This is a genomic window from Tsuneonella litorea, assembly GCF_025154015.1.
Classification (GTDB): Bacteria; Pseudomonadota; Alphaproteobacteria; order Sphingomonadales; family Sphingomonadaceae; genus Tsuneonella; species Tsuneonella litorea.
Genome location: NZ_JAOAMV010000005.1, coordinates 300,003 through 319,117, shown reverse-complemented (window position 1 = coordinate 319,117; position 19,115 = coordinate 300,003). Strand labels below are relative to the sequence as shown.

Here is a 19,115-nt window from a genome sequence, read left to right as displayed (position 1 = left end):
CGCCTCACCCCGCCGGGTGATAGAAATCCCAGATCTTCTGGGCGACGCCCTCGCTGATGCCCGGGGTGCGCTTGAGGTCGTCGAGCGCGGCCGCCCGCACCTTTCCCGCGGTGCCGAAGTGGAGCAGCAGCGCGCGCTTGCGGCTGGGGCCGATGCCGGGAATCTCGTCGAGCGGCGAGGCGGTGATCGCGCGGCTGCGCTTGGCACGGTGCGCGCCGATCGCGAAGCGGTGGACCTCGTCGCGCAGGGTCTGGAGGTAGAACAATAGCGGCGAATTGACCGGCAGCGTCTTTTCCCGCCCGTCGGGGAAGTGGAACACCTCGCGCCCCTCGCGCCCGTGGTGCGGGCCCTTGGCGATGGCGATGAGCGGCACGTCCTCGATCCCGAGTTCCTCGAGCGCGTCCTTCACGCTCGACATCTGGCCCTTGCCGCCGTCGATCAGGACGAGGTCGGGCCACACCCCGCTCTCGCCGCCCTGCTCGCGGTCCGGGTCCTGTTCGAGCGCGCGGGCGAAGCGGCGGGTGAAGACCTCGCGCATCATCCCGAAATCGTCGTTGGTCTGCGCGCTCCTGATGTTGAACTTGCGGTACTGCCCCTTCACGAAACCGTCCGGCCCGGCGACGATCATCGCGCCCAGCGCCTTGTCGCCCTGGATGTGGCTGTTGTCGTAGACCTCGATGCGCTGCGGCGGCTCGGGAAGCTCAAGGAACTCCGCCAGCTCGCGCATGATCTTCGCCTTGGTGCCGGTTTCGGCCAGCCGCCGCTCGAGCGCCTCGACCGCGTTGCGCTGGGCCTGGGCCATCAGCTTGCGCCGCGTGCCGCGCTGGGGGATCGAGATGTCGACCCCGTGCCCGGCCTTCTCGCACAATGCCTCTCCGATCAGGTCCTGCTCTGGCAACGTGCGATCGACGAGGATCGTGCGCGGCGGCGGCACTTCCTCGTAAAACTGGAGAAGCACGTCAGCAAGCACCTCGTCCTCGTCGATCTCGGCGGTATGGGTGGGCCAGAAGGTCCGGTGACCCCAGTTCTGGCCGCCGCGTATGAAGAACGCCTGCACGCCGATCTGCCCGCCCTTGCTCGCGAGCGCGAAGACGTCGGCATCGCCCACCCCGCTTGCGTTGATCGCCTGGCTGCCCTGGATCGCGGTCGCCGCGCGCAAGCGGTCGCGCAGCATCGCCGCGCGCTCGAAGTCGAGCGCCTCGGCCGCCTCGGCCATCTGGACCTCGATCTTCTTCTGCACCGCGCCCGACTTGCCCGAGAGGAACTCCTTCGTCTCGGCGACAAGCTCGGCGTAGCCCGCCTCGTCGATGCGGCCGACGCACGGGGCGGAACAACGCTTGATCTGGTAGAGCAGGCACGGCCGGTCGCGCCGCGCGAAGAAGCTGTCGGTGCAGCTGCGCAGCAGGAACAGCTTCTGCAGCGCATTGATCGTGACGTTGACCGCCCCGGCGCTGGCGAACGGGCCGTAGTAGTTGCCTTTCGCGCGCCGCGCGCCGCGATGCTTCTGAATGCGGGGAAAAGCATGGTCGGCGCGCAGCAGGATGAAGGGGAAGCTTTTGTCGTCGCGCAGCAGCACGTTGTACGGCGGGCGGAAGCGCTTGATCAGCTGCGCCTCGAGCAGCAGCGCCTCTGCCTCCGAATTGGTGACCACAATCTCCATCCGGCGGGTCTGGCTGACCATCCGCTTGAGCCGGTTGGAGAGCGCCTTGACCTGGGTGTAGTTCGCCACCCGCGCCTTGAGGCTGCGCGCCTTGCCGACGTAGAGCACGTCGCCGCGCGCATCGAGCATCCGGTAGACCCCGGGCCGCGGCTTGAGCGTGCGAACGGTCTCGCGGATCGCGGTGACGCCGGCCTCCAGGTCGGGCTGCGCGCCAGCGCCCTTTACGGTCGAGGTCGCCCGCTCCTCGAGGAAGCGGTCCTGGCCGCGGGGATCAGGCGGAGAACCGGCAGGGGTGCGCGACGACATCGCCGGACGAGGTAGGTCGCCCGGCGGAAAAAGGGAACCACCTGCCTTTGCCAGCGCCTGCGCTAGATGAGGTTCGCGGCGAACGCGACCGAGCCGTAGATCAGGTCTCCCGCGGGCGAGCGCAGTTCGTACACCAGCGCCACGCCCGCACCGCCGATGTTCGGACCAAGGATGCTGCCGCCATCGTGAACGAACCGCCCCCGTGCGGTCCCCGTGAAGCCTGCGCCGGACAACGGCACGAAAAACGATTCCTGACCCGGAGCAAGGACGACATTGGCGCTGACGGTGCCCAGCTTGACCGGGGGCGAAGCGCGGAAATCCCCGAACGGATCGCTGCGCTGGACGAGGTCGAACGAGAAGAGGCCCGTCGCGGTGGGAAAATCGAAGATCATCCTGGCCTCGCCGTACGTCGCGTTGAAGAAGCGCGATTGCACGCCGCCCACGACGCCCAGCCCGTCGACGATCCCGAAATAGTCGACCGTTTGCCGGTTCAGCACGCCGGGAGGAAGGCCACCGGCAAAAAAGCACAGGTCCGGCGCGGTGAAGGTCCCGAAGGTGACGAAGCCCAGCGAATACTGGCCAAGCAGCAGTTCGCCCGCCGATGGCGCACTGTAGCGGGCGTAGATCGGTGACGGCGGCACGCGCTTCGTGTCGGGGGTGAATGCGAGGCTTGCCAGCCCGTCGATAGCGGTCCGGTAGGAATCGGGACCGACATAGGTGATCCGGATGGTGTCCGTGTTCCTGATCTGGGTGATCGGCCCTATTCCCACCACCTCCCCCTGAGCACCGGTCGTGACCCGACCGTCGGAGCAGACGAGCGGGCCGACGATCGTCTCCCCGATGCTGGCGCCGGCAAAAAGCGGATCGTCGGTGGAGGCGGGAGTCGGCGTCGCAGTGGGCGCCGGTGCGGGACTCGGCGTGGGCGGAATGCCAGCTGCGACCGGCGGGGAACCGCTGCCTTCGCCGCCGCATCCGGCAGGCACACTCGCCAGCACCAGGGCGGCGGCTGCCGTCCATCGTGGTCTCAAGGCCATGCTTTGCATCTTCGGTGCCCTCCAGCAGTCGCGAAAGACGCATCGCACCATGGCCCGGCACCTGGCCATGATGAGAACCTGATGAATTGCCGATGTTCGCGGACGGCAAAGGTTCTCGCGCGGCTGGCGCTGGCCGCGGGCGCGCCCTAACGCGGCTTCGCATGGACTACGACGCGATCATCCTCGGCGGCGGGGCGGCAGGCCTGATGTGCGCCATGCGGGCCGGCCAGCGCGGGCGGCGGGTGCTGGTGCTCGAACGCGCGGAGAGGGTCGGCAAGAAGATCCTGATTTCGGGCGGCGGGCGGTGCAACTTCACCAACATCGGCGCAGGTCCCACGAACTACCTCAGCGCCAATCCGCATTTCGCCAAAAGTGCGCTCGCCCGCTACACGCCGCGCGACTTCCTCGATCTCGTCGAGAGCCACGGCATCGCATGGCACGAGAAAACGCTGGGCCAGCTTTTCTGCGACGGATCGGCGAAGGCGATCGTCGAGATGCTGCTGGCCGAGTGCGCGAAGGGCGAGGTCGAGGTGCGCTGCGGGGTCGAGATCGGCGAGGTCGCACACGACGTCAGCACGTTCCGCATCGGCGACGACAGCGCGCGCTCGCTCGTCATCGCGACCGGGGGGCCGTCGATCCCCAAAATGGGCGCGACCGGTTTTGCCTACGACCTCGCGCGGCGCTTCGGGCTCAAGGTGGTCGAGCCGCGGCCCGCGCTCGTGCCGCTGACGCTCGGCGGCGAGGACGTGCTGTTCCGCGAGTTGTCGGGCGTATCGGCCGAGGTCGTCGCCAATACCGGGAAAGCCGCCTTTCGCGAGGCCGCGCTGTTCACCCACCGCGGGCTTTCGGGTCCGGCGATCCTCCAGGTCTCGAGTTACTGGCGGCCGGGCGAAACGGTCCGGGTGAACTTCCTGCCCGGCAGTGCCGCGGGCTGGTTGGCGGAGGCAAAGCGCAGCAACCCGCGCACCACGCTGCGCGCGCTGCTGCGCGATGCCCTGCCCGAACGGCTCGCCGATACGCTGGCCGAGCGGTGCGGCCTGGAGCGCGAGCTGGGCAATCAGCCCGACGCGGCGCTGCGCGAAGTCGAAGCGCGGCTTGCCGCCTGGACCTTTCACCCGAACGGTTCGGAAGGGTTCGCCAAGGCCGAAGTGACCGTCGGCGGCATTTCCACCGCCGAGCTCTCGTCGAAAACGATGGAGGCAAGGACCGTCCCGGGTCTCTATGCAATCGGCGAGGCGGTGGACGTAACCGGTTGGCTCGGCGGGTATAATTTCCAGTGGGCCTGGGCGAGCGGGGTGGCCGCGGGGGACGCGCTCTAGCGCCCGCATTGCCAAGCGTTCGCGTTGTGTTACGTTTCAGCCTGAAACCCGCCTCCAGATGCGGGATGCAGGAGAGATGCCTTTGCGCCAGCTCCAGGGGATGGATGCCAGCTTCGTCGCGCTCGAGACGAAGAACTCGCCGATGCACATCGGCTCGATCCTGATCTACAACCCCGCCACCGCGCCCGGCGGTTTCGTCCGTTTCAAGGACATCCTTTCCTTCTTCGAAAGCCGGATGCAGCTGTCGCGCACGATGCGCCAGCGGATGGTGCGGGTGCCGTTCGACCTCGACTACCCGTACTGGATCGAGGACCCCGACTTCGACCTCGAATACCACGTCCGCCACGTCGCGCTGCCCGAACCGGGTGACTGGCGCCAGCTGTGCATCCAGGCGGCGCGGATCTTCGCCCGCCCGCTCGACCTCACCCGGCCGCCGTGGGAATTCACCGTGGTCGAAGGCCTCGACGGGATCGAAGGTCTGCCCAAGGGCTGCTACGCGATGGTGACCAAGGTCCATCACGCGGCGATCGACGGGATGAGCGGGATCGACCTGATGGAGGCGATGCATACCCTGCGCGCCGACGAGGGGCCGCCGCCCGAGCTCGATACCTGGAAGCCGGAAAAGATCCCCAACCCCGCCGAGCTGCTCGGAAAGAGCTATTTCAACGCGGTCACCAATCCCCTCAAGCAGCTCGAGGTCGCCGCCAAGGCCGCGCCGGGACTGGCAAAGGCCCTGAAGGGCCTCGTCGCCAAGGAGTTCAGCGTGTCGGGCGAAATGGTCGCCCCCAAGACGCGGTTCAACAAGGTCATATCCGCGCACCGCGTGGTCGAGGGGCGCAGCCTGCCGCTCGCCGACATCAAGGCGATCCGCGCGCTCGCGGACGGCAGCAAGGTCAACGACGTGTTCCTCGCCATCGTGGGAGGAGCGCTCCGCAAGTACCTGATCGCCAAGGACGATCTCCCCGCCAAGACACTGACCGCGATGGCCCCGATCTCGGTCCGCTCGAAGACCGAGAAGGGCGACATGGGCAACCAGGTCGCCGCGATGGTCGCGCCGCTCGGCACGCACATCGAGGACCCGGCCGAACGCCTGCGCTTCGTGCACCAGCGCACGGTCAATTCGAAAGCGATGACCGAGGCGATCGGCGCGCGGAACATGACCGAGGCGAGCAAGGTTTCGCCCGCCCTGTGGATGAGCCTGGGCGCCCAGCTCTACACCCGGCTCGGCCTCGCCAACCGCGGGATGACGCCGATGTTCTCGACCGTGGTGACCAACGTGCCGGGCCCGCCGGTGCCGATCTATTCGACCGGCGCGCGGCTCGAGAGCATGTTCGGCCTGCTGTGCCTGACCGACGGCATGGGCCTTGGCCACACGGTCCAGAGCTACGTCGACGAGGCGACGGTGACCTTCACCGCCTGCCGCGAGCTGATGCCCGACCCGGCGTTCTACGCCCAGTGCATCGAGGACAGCTTCGTCGAGCTGCGCGACGCGGCAAGGGCCGCGCAAGCTGCCCCGGACGCGGCCCCGCCCGCCCCCAAGGCGCCGCGCACCGCGACGCCGCGCAAGACCCGCCCGCCGGCCGCGAAGGGCAAGGACAAGGGCACAAGAAAGGGCGCGGCTGGCACCAAGAGCGCGGCGAAGCGTTCCAAAGCAAAACCGACACGAAAATCGAAGGGGTCGCCCAAGTGACAGCAACAACCGCCACCCGGGGCCCCAGCGCCCGCCCGCCGAGCCGCCTGCTGGCGCTGACAGAGCCCAGCCGCGCGCTCGGCGAGCTGGCCGCCTTCGTCGCGCTGCGACCGCTGCTGTCGTTCCTGCCGCGCGGCGACGGTCACGGCGTTCTCGTGCTTCCCGGTTTCCTCGCAAGCGACAGCTCGACCGGGCCGATGCGCCGGCTCCTGTCTCAGCTCGGCTATGACGCGGTTGGCTGGAAGCTCGGCCGCAACCTGCGGGTCGACAACGGGCGCGTCCAGGCGATGATGGGATGCGTCGAGGAACTCCACGGGCGCACCGGCGGCAAGGTGAGCATCGTCGGCTGGAGCCTGGGCGGTGTATTCGCGCGCGAACTTGCCAAGCTGGCGCCGGACAGGGTCCGCCAGGTGATCACCCTCGGCAGCCCGATCAGCGACGACCGCAACCATTCGAACGCCCGGCACCTGTTCGAGCTTCTCAACGGGCGAGAGCCCGAGCCGTTGAAGCACGGCAAGTTCCGCAAGCTCGCCGAAGCGCCGCCGGTCCCGACGACCTCGATCCTGACCAAGGCCGATGGCGTGGTTCACTGGCGCGGATCGGTCCAGCGCCCTGGCCGCAATCCCCAGACAGAGAATATCGAGGTGTTCGCCAGCCACGTGGGCCTGGGCGTGAACCCCGCGGTCATGCTCGCGATCGCCGACAGGCTCGCCCAGCCCGAAGGCCGGTGGACGCCGTTCGAGCCGCGCGGACTGGCCGGGCTGGCCTTTCCCAAGGCGCGCCTGCACTAGCAGCCAGCAAGCGGACTTGATCGGGCAGATGCCTGCGCGCTAGCATCGTGCGGAACCGGCGTGAGAGGGATTGGCCCCATGCGCAAGATTTCGATGCTGATGGGACTGGTGGCCGCCGCGCTCGCTGGACCAGCTGCGGGACAGGTACTGGGCGCCCCTACGCCTACCCCCGCCGCCGAGAACGCCCGTGCGCGGATCGACACCCGTTCGATCGGCGACGATATCCCGATGCAGGCCAGGGACCCGCGGACCCTCGCCGAAAACAAGCTCGCCGAACGCGGCAATGGCCGAAATGGCGAAGTCAGCGTGGCGCAATCGGCCCGCGCGCGGCAGGCACTCGCCTATCGGGACGCACTCGATTCGTACGTCGGCGCGTCCAGCCAGCGAAGGATCGAGGCGCTCGGCGATGCCGAGGCCGCACAGGCCGGCAAGGCCCTTGCCCAATCGCCGAAGGCACTGCGCAACGCGCTTGAAAAGGACCTGGCGGCGTGGGGCAAGGCATTCGGTTTCGACAAGGCGACGATGGCCGACCAGCGCGCCCAGTGGCTGAGCGAGGCCATGCCCCTCAGCGCCTCGGACTGGGCCAGGCGCCGCGCTGACTGGTTCGCCGCGCGCGACGCCTGGATTGCCGAGCAGCGGGCATGGGCCGACGAGCAGGCCGCAGCGACCGATTGAGCGCCGCGAGTCAGAACAGCTTGCGCAGCTCGATCTCGAAATAGCGCCCGACCGGATCGATAAGGCCCGGCTGGTAGCGCAGCGGAACCGCGCCATTCTCGTCGGTGACGCGCTGGTGCGCATCGAACAGGTTGTTGGCGCGCAGGCCGAAGCGCATGCCCTTGAACACGCCGGGACCGTCCTTTCCGGTCAGCCATTCCTGCTGTTCGAGGTTCATGAAGAAGCGCAGGTCGAACGTCGCGAGCGGACCGAAGCGCAGGTCGCTCGATCCCGGCAGGCCGCTGCCCTTTACCGTCGTCGCGCCGGCGTACCGGCCCGACAGGCGCGCCCCGATGCCGCCCTTGAACAGCCCGCCTTCGAACTCGAGCGCGTGCCGCGGTATCCCTCCGTCGCTGAGGCCGTCGCCGCCGAGCAGGTCGAGGAACGGGCCGCCGGGCGCGACGAGGACCGAATTGTCGAGCTGGATCGTGTGATAGACCGACAGGTTCCAGCGGCCCTGTCCGTCGCCGCCGCGTCCGCCGAACATCGGCCCCGGTCCGCCGCTGCCGCGAGCGCCGCCGCCGGATCGCCGATCGCCCTCGCCGCCCGGACCGCGCCCCCCTTCGCCCGCCGCGGGTGCGGGGATAGCGCAGATGCGCGTCCGCAGCTCGCCAAGGCGCTCCGGGTCGATCGTGCCATCGGGCCGCTTGAGCCGATCGACCAGTTCGGGCGGCAAAGCCGAGACGTCCGGCTCCTTGCCGTCCTCTCCGCAACCGAGCGCGGACCTGAGCGCGGCGAATCGTTCCGGCGTCAGGCGGGCCGGGCCGCCCCCTTCGCGGGGCGTCCCGTCAGCCGCGCAGAACCGCGCCTTGAGCGCCGCGACCCTGGCCGGATCGACTTGTCCGTCGTCGCCCTTGAGTCGTTCGACCATCGGGGCGGGGACGCCCGAAAGATCGGGCACCTCGCCATCGGGCGTCGCACAGAACTTCACCCGCATTTCGGCGAAGCGCGCGGGATCGAACGCCCCTGCGCCCGGCCCCGCCGCAGCCCCGCTCGGCGCGCCCCCGGCGGCTGGAGCGGACGCGGGCGCCCCCTCGAATCCGCCACCGCGGGCGGGCCGTTCGCCCTGAGGAGCCGCCTTGCCCACGCGGCCGAAGAAATTGACCCCATAACGCACGCGCGACGACGTGCGCTCGCTGAAGGTCACCGGACGGCGATCGAGTGCGAGCAGCGTGCCGTCGGCCGCCCGCGTCACGCGGTCCGGGAAAGCGGCCTCGATTGTGGGCGTGAGCAACGGGAAGCTCTCGGTCGTGTCCGTCGAGCGGTTGCGGTAGTATTCGACGAGGAGGTTCGCCCGATCGAACAGGTCGAGCTCGTAGTTCGCCGACAGCTTGATGTCGCGCTGCGTTTCCGCCTTGAGATCGGGGTTGCCACCGGTAGTCACCGTCGCGAGCACCGTCTGCCCGGTGGTGAAGTCGTAGACGGGCACGTTGACGTCGACGATCGTCGGGCTGCCGAGTTGGCCGAGTCCGGGCGCGGCCTTGCGTCCGATGACGCTCGCCTGCAGCGACAGCCTTTCGAGCGGCTTCCAGTTCAGCCCCGCATTCCAGTCGGTGAGCGTGCCGAAGTCTGACAGGCGGTCGACACCCCCGCCGAAGTTGACCGACAGGTCGCCGATCGCGGCAAGCACGTTGTCGCGGCGGCTGGCGATGGGCAGGCTCAGGCTTGCGCCGCCGTTGAGATTCCCGCGGGTGAGCCGCGTTTCGCCGAGCGCAGCGTTGCGCGAATCGGTGCTCTCGATGCGGTCCCAGTCGTATCCGGCATCGAGTGTCAGGTTCGCGGTCCCCGCCGGCAGCGCGAACGGCGAGCCGGCCAGCGTGACCTTGGGATCGGCCGACCATGTTCGGCTGAGAGCGCGGTCGGTGCCGCCTCCGCCGCGACGGTCGATCCGGCTGTCCGAATCGGTGCGGTTGGCGTCGAGCGTGGCCGACAGGCGCCAGTCCCCCAGCCCGGTATTGTACGCGCTTCCCAAGGCATAGGCATCGGTCGCGGTGTGCCGCTCGATCGGGTCGAGGGTGACGGCGTCGATCCCCGACAGGCTGTCGCGCACCACGCGGCTGACCTGGCCGTTCAGCGTCAACTGGCCGCCCTTGCCCATCTCGCCGAGTCCCTGGGTCATCGTGGCGTTGGCCTCGATGCTGTCCTCGCGCGAAACGAGCGTGCGGAAGTCGGCCGGGTCGAGCCCGGCGGCCGCGACCGCTGGATCGGTCGGCACCGACTGGACGATCCCGCGTTCGGCCTCGGTCAGAGGGCTCTTGCGGCGGTAGTCGATGCTGGCGTTCAGGCGGCGCTGGCCATCGATGCTGAGGATCGAGCCTTCCAGCTCCTGCGCGCTGTAGCCGCCACGAACCGGCATCCCGTATTCGGCCTCGATTTCGCGGCTGGCAAAGTTCGGCTTGAGGATGAAATTGATCACCCGCTGGTCGGGCGGATAACCGAACTGGACCGCCACTTCCTCGGGCAGCACTTCGACCTTGCGGATCGCCTCGGGGGGATAGCGGCCCATCTCCCGGAAGCTGGAGATGCGCTGGCCGTTGACGAGGAACACGGGCCGCCCGCCCCGGCCGCGCCCCGAGCCGACCTGCGGCGACAGCTGGGCGACCAGGTCGGCGATCGAGGTCGCGCCGTAGGCCGCGATGTCCTTTTCCTCCAGCTCGAGGACAGGAGGGACGTCCGTGTCGACCTGGCCGGGAATGCGCTCGGCGATCACGACGATCTCGTCGCCCGGACCCGGGCCTGCTTCCGACGGTTCGGACGGCACGGCCTGCGCAAGCGGGGCGGCGTCCTGAGCGAGAGTCGGGCCGGCGCACGCCAGGGCGATCAGCGAAACGGTAGTTAGAGAGCGCAAGGTGTTGTCGATCCTCGAAATTCGGCCGTAACATTCTGCCCGGGGGCGCTTTGCGGATCAGCCTCGGCCGGAGCAACCCTTCGCCGAGTAACTTTTTGTCGCGCAAACCTTTCCCGCAAATGACGCGAGCGCTTTCCTTTTCCAGCCCCTGCGTCTAAGGGCGGCCTCCAATTCGACCAACCTACGCAAAGGAACCGACGAGCTACATGGCCAAGGAAGAACTCCTCGAAATGCGCGGGCGGGTGGTGGAGCTGCTCCCGAACGCGATGTTCCGGGTTGAGCTCGAGAACGGCCACGAGATCCTCGGCCACACCGCCGGCAAGATGCGCAAGAACCGCATTCGCGTGCTGACCGGCGACGAAGTGCTCGTCGAACTGACGCCGTACGACCTGACCAAGGGCCGGATTACCTACCGCTTCATGCCGGGACGCGGCGGCCCCGGGCCGCAGTAACGCGAGCGGCGGGCTGCCATGCCCGATCTCGTCCTCGCATCCGCCAGTCCGCGTCGCCGCGAGCTGCTGGCGCGGCTCGGCGTCGAGCCGCTGCGGGTCGTCCCCGCCGACATCGACGAGACGCCGCGCAAGGGCGAACTGCCGCGCGACTACGCGCGGCGCATGGCGCGCGAGAAGGCCAATGCCGCCGCCGACGGCCACGCCTTCGTGCTGGCCGGCGACACCGTCGTTGCTGCCGGACGCCGGATCCTGCCCAAGGCGGAGGACGAGGCGACCGCGCGGGCCTGCCTCGAACTGCTGTCCGGCCGACGCCACCGCGTCCTGTCGGCCATCGCGCTGCGTGGCCCGGACGGGACGGTGCGCGAGCGGCTGAGCGAAACCCAGGTCCGCTTCAAGCGCCTGTCGCACGAAGAGATCGCCGCCTATCTTGCTGGCGGCGAATGGCATGGCAAGGCGGGCGGATATGCGATCCAGGGCGCCGCCGAAGGGCTGGTCGCGTGGATCGCGGGCAGCCACTCGGGCGTCGTCGGCCTGCCCCTGTTCGAAACGCGCGCCCTGCTCAAGGCAGCGGGATTTGCCATTGGCTGAGTGGCTGGTCGAGCGCGGGATCGGCGAAGACCGGGCCTTGCTCGTCGAAAACGACCGCGTGGTCGCCGCCGAAGTGCGATGGCCGGGAGAACTGCGCGCCGGCGACACCGTGGGGGCCACGCTCGTCCAGCGGCCCGCCGGCTCCCCGCGCGGGCTTGCGATGACCGACGATGGCGCGGCGATCCTGGTCGACCGGCTCCCCCGCGCGGCGAGCGAGGGCGCGGCGATACGGGTCGAGATCACCCGGGCCGCCATGGCCGAGCGCGGCCGGCTGAAACAGGCACAGGGCCGCTGGACGGACCGCGAACCCGCGGCCCGCGAGGGCGATGCATTCGAGACCGGAAGGCCGGTGCGGCGCTTCCCCCCGGGCCTGTGGGAGGAGCTTTGGGGCGCGGCGTGGGAAGGCGAGGTGCCATTTCCGAACGGCGCCCTGTTGTTCGCGATCACGCCGGGCATGACCGTGATCGACATCGACGGAACCCTGCCTCCCCGCGAGCTGGCGCTGGCAGCGGTGCCGTCGATCGGCCGCGCATTGCGCCACTTCGCGCTCGGCGGGTCCATCGGGATCGACTTTCCCACGCTCGCTGCGAAGGCAGACCGTCAGGCGGTCGATTCCGCGCTGGCCGACGTGCTCGACGGCTGGCCGCACGAGCGTACGGCGATGAACGGCTTCGGCTTCGTCCAGCTCGTCGCCCGCAGCACCGGCCCGTCGCTGCTTCATAGGCTGGCACACCACCGGGCGGCAGCGGCGGCCCGGCTCTTGCTGCGGCGGGGCGAGGGAACCGAGGGAGCGGGCGCGATCCGGCTGACCGCGCATTCGGCGGTCCTTGCCGCGCTGCGGCCCGAGTGGCTGGCCGAACTGTCCCGCCGAACCGGCCGCGAAGTCCGGCTCGAGGCCGATCATTCGCTTGCACTCGACGGGGGCCATGCCCAGATCGTGCCGCGATGACAGCCGCCGCCCGCCTCTGCCCGATCTGCAAGAAGCCGCGCAGCGAAGCGCACGCGCCCTTCTGTTCGACCCGCTGCAAGGACCGCGACCTCGCGCGCTGGTTCTCCGATGGATACGCGGTTCCCGGCCGCCCAGCGGATCCGGAAGAGATCGTGCGCGAAGAGTCCGATTGACCCCTTGCCAACCGGGCCAAGCGCCGCCATAGCGCCGCCTCGCCAACCGCCGGTGTGCCCTTGCCCCGGCGCGGAAGTACCTGCCTCGGTAGCTCAGTTGGTAGAGCATGCGACTGAAAATCGCAGTGTCGGTGGTTCGAATCCGCCCCGAGGCACCACTTCCCCCATTTTCAGGATAGCTGGCGTCTTCTCCTGATCGGAGGTGGGCCGGGCCGGGGCGGATTGCGGCGACATCCGGCGAGCGGCATCGGATCTCGCGACTCCGGAAAAAAGTTCGCAAATGCAGCCGAAAAAACCTATCTTGGAGCGAACGGCTGTCAGCCCTTTCACTTCATGTCGAAGGCAGGAGAACCGTAGAGGAGAGCGGAAAAAGTGAGAATCCTTGCGAGAGTTCTGGTGACCATTGCAGTGGTGATGCTCATTTCCTCTCTCGTTTCACTGATTCCAAGCGATGCCTGGTTCATAAGAACGCTCGACCTTGTGCGCGAACCGCTGATTTTCGCATCGGTCTTCCTTGTCGTGTTGTCCCTGTTTGCTGAATCGCGCGCACGCGCTGTGGCAATAGCCTGCCTGGCGCTCACCATCGGCATCAACGCGTGGCGGGTCTGGCCCTACTGGCCGATCGCGCGGGAACAGATCGCGCTGGAAGATAACCGCCCGGGCGCCGGTCCGGGGTGCTTTTCCGCCATGTCCGTCAACGTCAAGGTCGAGAACGACGACCACGACCGCATCGCGGCGCAGATCGCACGCTATGACCCGGACCTGTTGTTGCTGGTCGAAACCGACCGGCGGTGGATCGAGGCCCTCGAGCCGGTCCTGTCGACCTATCCCGCGGTCCAGCGGCACCCGCAGCCCGAGGCTTTCGGCATGGTCTTCGCTACCCGGCTGCCGGTCCTCAAGGCGAACATCGTCGAGAACACCTATCGCGACACCCCTACGCTGTACGCGACGGTCCAGCCGCAGGGGGCGAACCCGATCGAGTTCATCGGCCTTCATCCCAAGCCTCCCCTGCCCGGATGGAACACCGAACTCCGGGACGAAAACATCGTCAGGGCGGGCATTCAGACGCCCGACCGACTCCCGGACGCATTCGTGATGGGCGATTTCAACGACGTGCCCTGGTCGCGCACGACGACGAAGTTTCGCCAGACGGGCGCCTGGCAGGATCCGCGGATCGGACGGGGCACGTTTCCCACTTTCCCGGCCGATTTCCTGCTGCTCGGCTGGCCGCTCGACCAGTTCATGGTCAAGGGGCGACTGAAGGTCGCCGCGTTCGAGGTGCTTCCCGACAACGGATCGGACCATCGCGCGTTGTTCGCCAGGCTGTGCGCCGCGCCACTTGCGGCTCCCCAATGAAAAGAAGCCCCGGCAATCGACGCCGGGGCTCCTTCAAGGGTCTGGATGGCGAACTCAACTTCGATTGCCGGGCCAGTAGCCCAGCGGTCGGTCGCCCCAGTTCAGTCCGGCAGCCCGGGGGTTGATGCAGTGATCCTGCTTCTCGGACATGCAGACGTCATAGACGGTTTCTCCGACCTTCACCTTGATCGCCTTGCCCTGCGCGTTCCGCTCGACAACCTCGGGCGACTTGGCCTGGTAATCCTTGGTCTGGGCGGCGGCGGGGACGCTCAAGCCGATCGCAAGGCCGAGCCCGGCGGCGGAAAGTGTCATTATCTTGATCGGTGTCATCTGATTTCTCCTGATGTCTATTTGGAATGATCGGATTGTGAGCGGCGGAAGCGCCGCTTCCCGCGGCCGGCAGGCCGGCGCCGAATGAGGACCGGTCCGGCCGTCGTGGATTGCCCCTTCGGCCTAGCGGAGGTCGATTTCCTCGCGGGCGGTCATGAAGGTCCGGCGGGGCGCTCCGGCACCTGCCGCGATGACCGCCGCCGCGAGCGAAAGAAGCGAGGCGATAAAGGCGTACCAGCTGGCGCTCGACAGCGCGTCGAGGGCGTTCTCCGCGGTCCTGCCGGCATCCTCGCGCAACTGGTCCTGATCGACCCGATTGATCCGCGCGCGCACGTCGTTCACCGCGCCTTCGACCTGGTTCTCGGCTTCCTGCTCGGTCACGCCACCCGGACGCAGAACGGCGGACGCCGCGGTGTTCGTCGCAGTCGCCGCCGCCTGGGCAGCCCCCACGACCGCGCCCGACGCAGTGTTGACCGCCGTGCCGACGGTGCTGGCCGCGAGCCACAGCATGACCATGGTGAGGAGGCCCCAGACACTCGCGCCGTGGGCCGTGGCCGACCGCTTTTCGGGAATGCCCGACAGGTGGCCGGCGACATAGCCGCCAATGGCCAGCGCCAGGACGCTACTGACGATCCACCAGATTCCCGCACCGATACCCACTCCGTCGAAGGCGGCGCCCTGCTGCGGGTCGATCGCCCGGAATCCGATGGCAGTTCCAAGCATTCCCAGCAGCACCAGCAAGCCGACCGCAACCACGGTCCCGGCGAAAATGGCGCCCCAGGACACCCGGCTCAATAATGCCGGCGCACCGGTCGTACTGATGACGGTGGCCTTGGGATCATCATCCAGATCTCTCGTAGCAGACATATCGTTTCTCCCCTGAATATTGCCTGGAGATTAACGCATCACCCAATGTCATGTTCCATAGATCTCTGAGTTCATACCTTTCCGACTATTACGATTCTTAATTTAGTTTTATTTACATAGATTGATCATACTTATAATTTAAACTCAAATAACGCTATCTATACACTTTTTTTAAATGCTTTTTAAAGTCCAAACACATTTTCCAATTTCTCTCCTCTTGCAAGGCCATCCCGCGATGGTCCTCGGAATAGATATGATGCAAAAAAGAAGGGCTCCGCCGCTGCAGAGCCCTTCGGGCGTGATCATAGGGGGGGAAGGTCCTACACGCCCATGATCGAAGGCCGAATCAATTCATTTCGTCGGCGCGTTCATTGATCGCGTCGGCTTTCTGGTCACCGACATCATCGAGTGCTTCTGCGCGGGCATTCAGCGCATCTTCGCGCGCATCCGTCGCGGCGTTGTCCGCTGCTTCTTCCAGCGCCATCGCGTCCTGTTCATAGGCCTGGTCAACCGCGTCGGCGCGCTCCTCGAGCTGGTCGCCGCGTTCCTCGACCGCGTCGTCCTGGCCGCACGCGCCGAGGGCGAGGATCGACGAAACGGCAATTATCTTCACGAATTTCATGTGCTAACTCCTTTGGTCTGCCTGACAGCGCCGGCGGCATTCCACGGCAGAGACAGGGTTCTCGAACAGCCGCCGCGCATCCAAAGCCCTGCTTCACGAGAGCGAGCTTTGTTAACCAACCAGCAAGGTTGGCCTGTGTTCCGAATAAGGCACGCGTGGCAAACCTTGGCCACAATCCGGACGGGAAGATGGGGCGATCGCTCCGTTTTGACAGCGGCGTCGTGGCGGCTATGCGTGCAGCATGGAGCACACCGGCCAGGCCACGCAGGCGTTCGACATCGCTGCCATGCTGGTCGTCGCCGCGGCGTTGCTCGGTTACGTCAACCATCATTACATCCGTCTGCCGCACGTGATCGGGCTTACGGTGATGGGCGCGTTCTTCGCGCTCGCGATGATGCTCGCCAACGCGCTGCTGCCGGGGATCACCATCGACGACTGGGTGGCGCGGCTGCTCGAGAGGATGGATTTCACCGAGACGCTGCTCGAAGGCATGCTCAGCTTCCTGCTGTTCGCCGGCGCGCTGCACGTCGACCTGGAGCGACTCAAGCGCGATTGGGTGCCCGTCCTCCTCCTCTCTACCGTCGGCGTGCTGATCTCGACCGCGCTGGTCGGCGCGCTGACATGGGGCCTCGGCACGCTTCTCTCGCTGCCGATCGCGCCGATCTGGTATTTCGTGTTCGGCGCGCTGATCAGCCCCACCGATCCCGTCTCGGTGCTGGGCGTGCTCAAGGAAGAGAACGTGCCGGCATCGCTCCAGTCGGCGGTCGCGGGGGAAAGCCTGTTCAACGACGGCGTGGGCATCGTCGTCTTCACGATCCTGCTCGGCGCGGCGGTCACAGGTGCCGATTTCAGCGTGGCCGAAGGCGCGCGCCTGTTCGCCATCGAGGCCGGCGGCGGGGTGCTGCTGGGACTGGTGATCGGGTGGCTGGGATTCCGGGCGCTCGCCAGCATGGACGAGTATTCGCTCGAGGTGCTCATCACCCTTGCCGTCGTCATGGGCGGGTATGCGCTGGCGTCCAACGTCCACATTTCCGGCCCGCTGGCGATGGCGGTGGCGGGCCTCATCATCGGCAACCAGGGGTTCGCCCACGCGATGAGCGACCAGACCAGGGATTACGTCCACAAATTCTGGGAGCTGGTCGACGAGATCCTCAATTCTGTCCTGTTCCTTTTGATCGGCCTCGAGATGATCGCCCTCGCTCCGGGACGCGGGCACCTGGTCATCGGGCTGCTGGCCATTCCGATCGCGCTGATCGCGCGGGGGGTGTCGGTCGGCGCGATGGTCAACGTCGTGCCGGGCGCCAAGCTCGACGCGCCAGGTGCCAGGCGCGTGCTCTGGTGGGGCGGTCTGCGCGGCGGCATTTCGATCGCGCTGGTCCTCGCGCTGCCGGAAGGGACCGCGCGCAACCTGCTGCTCGCCGCCACGTTCGCGGTCGTGCTGTTTTCCGTCCTCGTCCAGCGTGCCACGCTGGGCAAGGTCATCGAACGGCTGCAGGCCCGGCACCTGCCCGCGCTCGAACCCGAGCCGGCGGAGCCGACCGTCCACTGATTGCGTTCGGCGGCGCTTTTGCCTAAGGCGCGCGAACACACGCCCCGGCCGCGCGAGTCACCGCCGACCCGCTCCGCCGGGGCGCCTCGTTTTCCCGCTCCCGAGAAGGACGCACCGCCCATGTCCCGCCGCCGCCAGGTTTACGAAGGCAAGGCCAAGATCCTTTACGAAGGTCCCGAGCCGGGCACGCTGATCCAGTACTTCAAGGATGACGCCACCGCCTTCAACGCCCAGAAGAAGGGCACGATCAACGGCAAGGGCGTGATCAACAACCGCATCAGCGAGTACGTCTTCACGCGCCTCGCCCACATCGGCATCCCGACGCACTTCATCCGCCGCCTGAACATGCGCGAGCAGCTGGTGCGCCAGGTCGAGATCATCCCGATCGAGGTTATCGTGCGCAACGTCGCCGCCGGGTCGCTGACCAAGCGGCTGGGGATCGAGGAAGGCGAGCCGCTGCCGCACACCCTGATCGAATACTGCTACAAGGACGACGCCCTCGGCGATCCGTTCGTGAGCGAGGAAGAGATCGCCTGCTTCAACTGGGCGAGCCACGAGGAGATGCAGGACATCTCGTCGATGGCGATCCGCATCAACGATTTTTTGTGCGGGATGTTCGCTGCGATCGGCATCCGCCTGATCGACTTCAAGCTCGAGTTCGGGCGCATCTGGGACAACGATTTCAGCCGCACGATCCTGGCCGACGAGATCAGCCCCGACGGCTGCCGCCTGTGGGACATCGCGACCGGCGAGAAGCTCGACAAGGACCGCTTCCGCCGCGACCTGGGCGGAGAGGAGCAGGCCTACCAGGAGGTCGCGCGCCGGCTCGGCCTGCTGCAGGACGACGGCCAGTCGCCCGGCGAGGTGCTCGACATGAGCGCGCACCGCGGCCGACTGCGGTCCTCGCCCAAGCCGAAGAAGTAGCCCCTAGACGACGTAGCGCAGCGTCATCCCGGTCGGCTCGACCGCGAAGGCGCACTCGCCCCCGATGCCGGGAATGTGATCGCCGTCTACCTGCACCGGGCTCGCGCAGCGATCGAATTCGACACGCCGCGCGCTGCGGAACGTGGCGAGACCCAGCCGGTCGAGCGGCAGGCCGGCGAAGGCAGCGGCGGTGAACGCCAGCACCCCGACCCGCGATGGGCGGTCGAGCACGATCAGCTCGACCGAATCGGCCGCCAGCGCGGCATTGGGCGAGAGGCGAAACGGCCCTGCGAACAGCGCGCCGTGGCTGACGATCACCGCTCCTGCCTCGCAGGCGAAGCGCGTTCCGTCCGCCAGCTCGCCCGACACCCGCATCGTCTGCCGCGGCCAGCGCCGCATCACGCGCAGCATGGCCGCGACGTAGGCCAGGCGCCCGATGCGCTTCTTGAGCGCGCTCGAAACGTGCGCAACCGCGTGGCTGTCAGGCCCGATCGACAGGCAGGAGACGACCGGGAGGTCGCCCAGCCGGTAGAGCGGCGCCGCGACCCACGCCTCGGGTCCTCGGCGCCAAGCGGTGGTGACCTGCGCGGCAAGCCGATCGGGATCGCCGGGATAGCCAAGCTCGCGCGCGACCAGATTGATCGTGCCGGACGGTGCGATGCACAGCGGAACCCGACCGGCGAGCGCGCCGAGCGCCTGCACCGCGTCACGCAGCGTCCCGTCGCCGCCGTGGACGCAGGCAATATCGGGCGGATCGCCTGCGGGACTCCATGCGCGCGCGGAAGGCACGCGGCGGACGTCCCAGCCGTGTCCTTCGAAGGCCCGCGCCAGCGCGTCGAGGCGCGCCTGCCTGAAGCTGCCCGCCATGGGATTGTAGACCAAGTCCAGCTTCATCGGCGGCGGTTGTTGCCCCGTTCGGGCGCTCGGGGCAAGGAGGCGGGCC

The 19,115-nt window shown here is 67.7% G+C and carries 18 protein-coding genes and 1 tRNA gene; 12 read left to right on the top strand and 7 right to left on the bottom strand.

Translation table 11 applies throughout. The features are described 5' to 3' along the window. Positions 1 to 4: 4 nt before the first annotated feature. Both uvrC and N0B51_RS11780 read right to left on the bottom strand, forming a co-directional pair. Complete coding sequence (uvrC, locus tag N0B51_RS11785; RefSeq protein WP_259962564.1) at positions 5 to 1,966, bottom strand: excinuclease ABC subunit UvrC; 1,962 nt, start codon at positions 1,964 to 1,966, stop codon at positions 5 to 7. A gap of 62 nt (positions 1,967 to 2,028) precedes the next feature. Next, entirely contained in the window at positions 2,029 to 3,000 is a 972-nt protein-coding gene (locus N0B51_RS11780) for a hypothetical protein (RefSeq protein WP_259962563.1), read from the bottom strand. A gap of 161 nt (positions 3,001 to 3,161) precedes the next feature. On the opposite strand from N0B51_RS11780, the gene N0B51_RS11775 reads away from it, so the two are divergent. The 4 genes from N0B51_RS11775 to N0B51_RS11760 all read left to right on the top strand — a co-directional run bounded on the left by N0B51_RS11775 (position 3,162) and on the right by N0B51_RS11760 (position 7,475). Continuing rightward, positions 3,162 to 4,319, top strand: coding sequence for a BaiN/RdsA family NAD(P)/FAD-dependent oxidoreductase (locus N0B51_RS11775; protein ID WP_259962562.1), 1,158 nt, complete (start codon positions 3,162 to 3,164; stop codon positions 4,317 to 4,319). A gap of 82 nt (positions 4,320 to 4,401) precedes the next feature. Next, positions 4,402 to 6,009 carry a WS/DGAT/MGAT family O-acyltransferase gene (locus N0B51_RS11770; RefSeq protein ID WP_259962561.1) on the top strand — a complete coding sequence of 536 codons (1,608 nt, stop codon included), beginning with the start codon at positions 4,402 to 4,404 and terminating at the stop codon, positions 6,007 to 6,009. Next, positions 6,006 to 6,800, top strand: coding sequence for an esterase/lipase family protein (locus tag N0B51_RS11765; protein ID WP_259962560.1), 795 nt, complete (start codon positions 6,006 to 6,008; stop codon positions 6,798 to 6,800). The genes N0B51_RS11770 and N0B51_RS11765 overlap by 4 nt, the downstream gene beginning before the upstream one ends. 78 nt (positions 6,801 to 6,878) lie before the next feature. Further along, on the top strand, positions 6,879 to 7,475 hold the full coding sequence (locus N0B51_RS11760; protein ID WP_259962559.1) for a hypothetical protein: 597 nt from the start codon (positions 6,879 to 6,881) through the stop codon (positions 7,473 to 7,475). A gap of 10 nt (positions 7,476 to 7,485) precedes the next feature. Here N0B51_RS11760 and N0B51_RS11755 read toward each other — a convergent pair whose 3' ends face one another. Then, complete coding sequence (locus tag N0B51_RS11755) at positions 7,486 to 10,362, bottom strand: TonB-dependent receptor plug domain-containing protein (protein WP_259962558.1); 2,877 nt, start codon at positions 10,360 to 10,362, stop codon at positions 7,486 to 7,488. A 206-nt stretch (positions 10,363 to 10,568) separates the two neighbouring features. Between N0B51_RS11755 and infA the strand changes: the two genes are divergently transcribed. From infA to N0B51_RS11725, 6 genes are all read left to right on the top strand, one after another. Further along, entirely contained in the window at positions 10,569 to 10,814 is a 246-nt protein-coding gene (gene infA / locus N0B51_RS11750; protein WP_067681512.1) for a translation initiation factor IF-1, read from the top strand. An 18-nt stretch (positions 10,815 to 10,832) separates the two neighbouring features. Further along, a complete protein-coding gene (locus N0B51_RS11745; protein ID WP_259962556.1) occupies positions 10,833 to 11,402 on the top strand; it encodes a Maf family protein in 570 nt (189 codons plus the stop codon). Continuing rightward, positions 11,395 to 12,351: a ribonuclease gene (locus tag N0B51_RS11740; RefSeq protein ID WP_259962555.1), complete on the top strand. Its 957-nt coding sequence runs from the start codon at positions 11,395 to 11,397 to the stop codon at positions 12,349 to 12,351. Before N0B51_RS11745 ends, N0B51_RS11740 begins: the two co-directional genes overlap by 8 nt. Next, the gene (yacG, locus tag N0B51_RS11735) at positions 12,348 to 12,524 is read left to right on the top strand and encodes a DNA gyrase inhibitor YacG (protein WP_259962554.1); all 177 of its coding nucleotides are present in this window, start codon (positions 12,348 to 12,350) and stop codon (positions 12,522 to 12,524) included. The genes N0B51_RS11740 and yacG overlap by 4 nt, the downstream gene beginning before the upstream one ends. A gap of 82 nt (positions 12,525 to 12,606) precedes the next feature. After that, positions 12,607 to 12,682, top strand: a tRNA-Phe gene (locus N0B51_RS11730). A gap of 238 nt (positions 12,683 to 12,920) precedes the next feature. Continuing rightward, positions 12,921 to 13,880 carry an endonuclease/exonuclease/phosphatase family protein gene (locus tag N0B51_RS11725; RefSeq protein WP_259962553.1) on the top strand — a complete coding sequence of 320 codons (960 nt, stop codon included), beginning with the start codon at positions 12,921 to 12,923 and terminating at the stop codon, positions 13,878 to 13,880. 54 nt (positions 13,881 to 13,934) lie between these two features. Here N0B51_RS11725 and N0B51_RS11720 read toward each other — a convergent pair whose 3' ends face one another. From N0B51_RS11720 to N0B51_RS11710, 3 genes are all read right to left on the bottom strand, one after another. Further along, positions 13,935 to 14,192 (bottom strand): hypothetical protein, encoded by a 258-nt coding sequence (locus tag N0B51_RS11720; RefSeq protein WP_259962552.1) that lies wholly within the window; start codon positions 14,190 to 14,192, stop codon positions 13,935 to 13,937. A 141-nt stretch (positions 14,193 to 14,333) separates the two neighbouring features. After that, on the bottom strand, positions 14,334 to 15,077 hold the full coding sequence (locus tag N0B51_RS11715; protein ID WP_259962551.1) for a hypothetical protein: 744 nt from the start codon (positions 15,075 to 15,077) through the stop codon (positions 14,334 to 14,336). A 346-nt stretch (positions 15,078 to 15,423) separates the two neighbouring features. Then, complete coding sequence (locus N0B51_RS11710; RefSeq protein WP_259962550.1) at positions 15,424 to 15,699, bottom strand: hypothetical protein; 276 nt, start codon at positions 15,697 to 15,699, stop codon at positions 15,424 to 15,426. Positions 15,700 to 15,940: 241 nt separating this feature from the next. On the opposite strand from N0B51_RS11710, the gene N0B51_RS11705 reads away from it, so the two are divergent. Together N0B51_RS11705 and purC are read left to right on the top strand one after the other, a co-directional pair. Next, complete coding sequence (locus N0B51_RS11705; protein WP_259962549.1) at positions 15,941 to 17,248, top strand: cation:proton antiporter; 1,308 nt, start codon at positions 15,941 to 15,943, stop codon at positions 17,246 to 17,248. A gap of 120 nt (positions 17,249 to 17,368) precedes the next feature. Beyond that, a complete protein-coding gene (gene purC, locus N0B51_RS11700) occupies positions 17,369 to 18,172 on the top strand; it encodes a phosphoribosylaminoimidazolesuccinocarboxamide synthase (protein ID WP_259962548.1) in 804 nt (267 codons plus the stop codon). A 3-nt stretch (positions 18,173 to 18,175) separates the two neighbouring features. Here the strand turns inward: purC and N0B51_RS11695 are convergent, their stop codons facing one another. After that, complete coding sequence (locus N0B51_RS11695; RefSeq protein WP_259962547.1) at positions 18,176 to 19,066, bottom strand: diacylglycerol/lipid kinase family protein; 891 nt, start codon at positions 19,064 to 19,066, stop codon at positions 18,176 to 18,178. Positions 19,067 to 19,115: the final 49 nt, after the last annotated feature.

Coding starts and splice junctions, on each gene's coding strand:
- N0B51_RS11695 (WP_259962547.1), bottom strand. CDS start 19,066: ATGAAGCTGGACTTGGTCTACAATCCCATGGCGGGCAGCTTCAGGCAG.
- purC (WP_259962548.1), top strand. CDS start 17,369: ATGTCCCGCCGCCGCCAGGTTTACGAAGGCAAGGCCAAGATCCTTTAC.
- N0B51_RS11710 (WP_259962550.1), bottom strand. CDS start 15,699: ATGAAATTCGTGAAGATAATTGCCGTTTCGTCGATCCTCGCCCTCGGC.
- uvrC (WP_259962564.1), bottom strand. CDS start 1,966: ATGTCGTCGCGCACCCCTGCCGGTTCTCCGCCTGATCCCCGCGGCCAG.
- N0B51_RS11720 (WP_259962552.1), bottom strand. CDS start 14,192: ATGACACTTTCCGCCGCCGGGCTCGGCCTTGCGATCGGCTTGAGCGTC.
- N0B51_RS11705 (WP_259962549.1), top strand. CDS start 15,941: ATGGAGCACACCGGCCAGGCCACGCAGGCGTTCGACATCGCTGCCATG.
- N0B51_RS11715 (WP_259962551.1), bottom strand. CDS start 15,077: ATGTCTGCTACGAGAGATCTGGATGATGATCCCAAGGCCACCGTCATC.
- N0B51_RS11745 (WP_259962556.1), top strand. CDS start 10,833: ATGCCCGATCTCGTCCTCGCATCCGCCAGTCCGCGTCGCCGCGAGCTG.
- N0B51_RS11760 (WP_259962559.1), top strand. CDS start 6,879: ATGCGCAAGATTTCGATGCTGATGGGACTGGTGGCCGCCGCGCTCGCT.
- N0B51_RS11780 (WP_259962563.1), bottom strand. CDS start 3,000: ATGGCCTTGAGACCACGATGGACGGCAGCCGCCGCCCTGGTGCTGGCG.
- infA (WP_067681512.1), top strand. CDS start 10,569: ATGGCCAAGGAAGAACTCCTCGAAATGCGCGGGCGGGTGGTGGAGCTG.
- N0B51_RS11775 (WP_259962562.1), top strand. CDS start 3,162: ATGGACTACGACGCGATCATCCTCGGCGGCGGGGCGGCAGGCCTGATG.
- yacG (WP_259962554.1), top strand. CDS start 12,348: ATGACAGCCGCCGCCCGCCTCTGCCCGATCTGCAAGAAGCCGCGCAGC.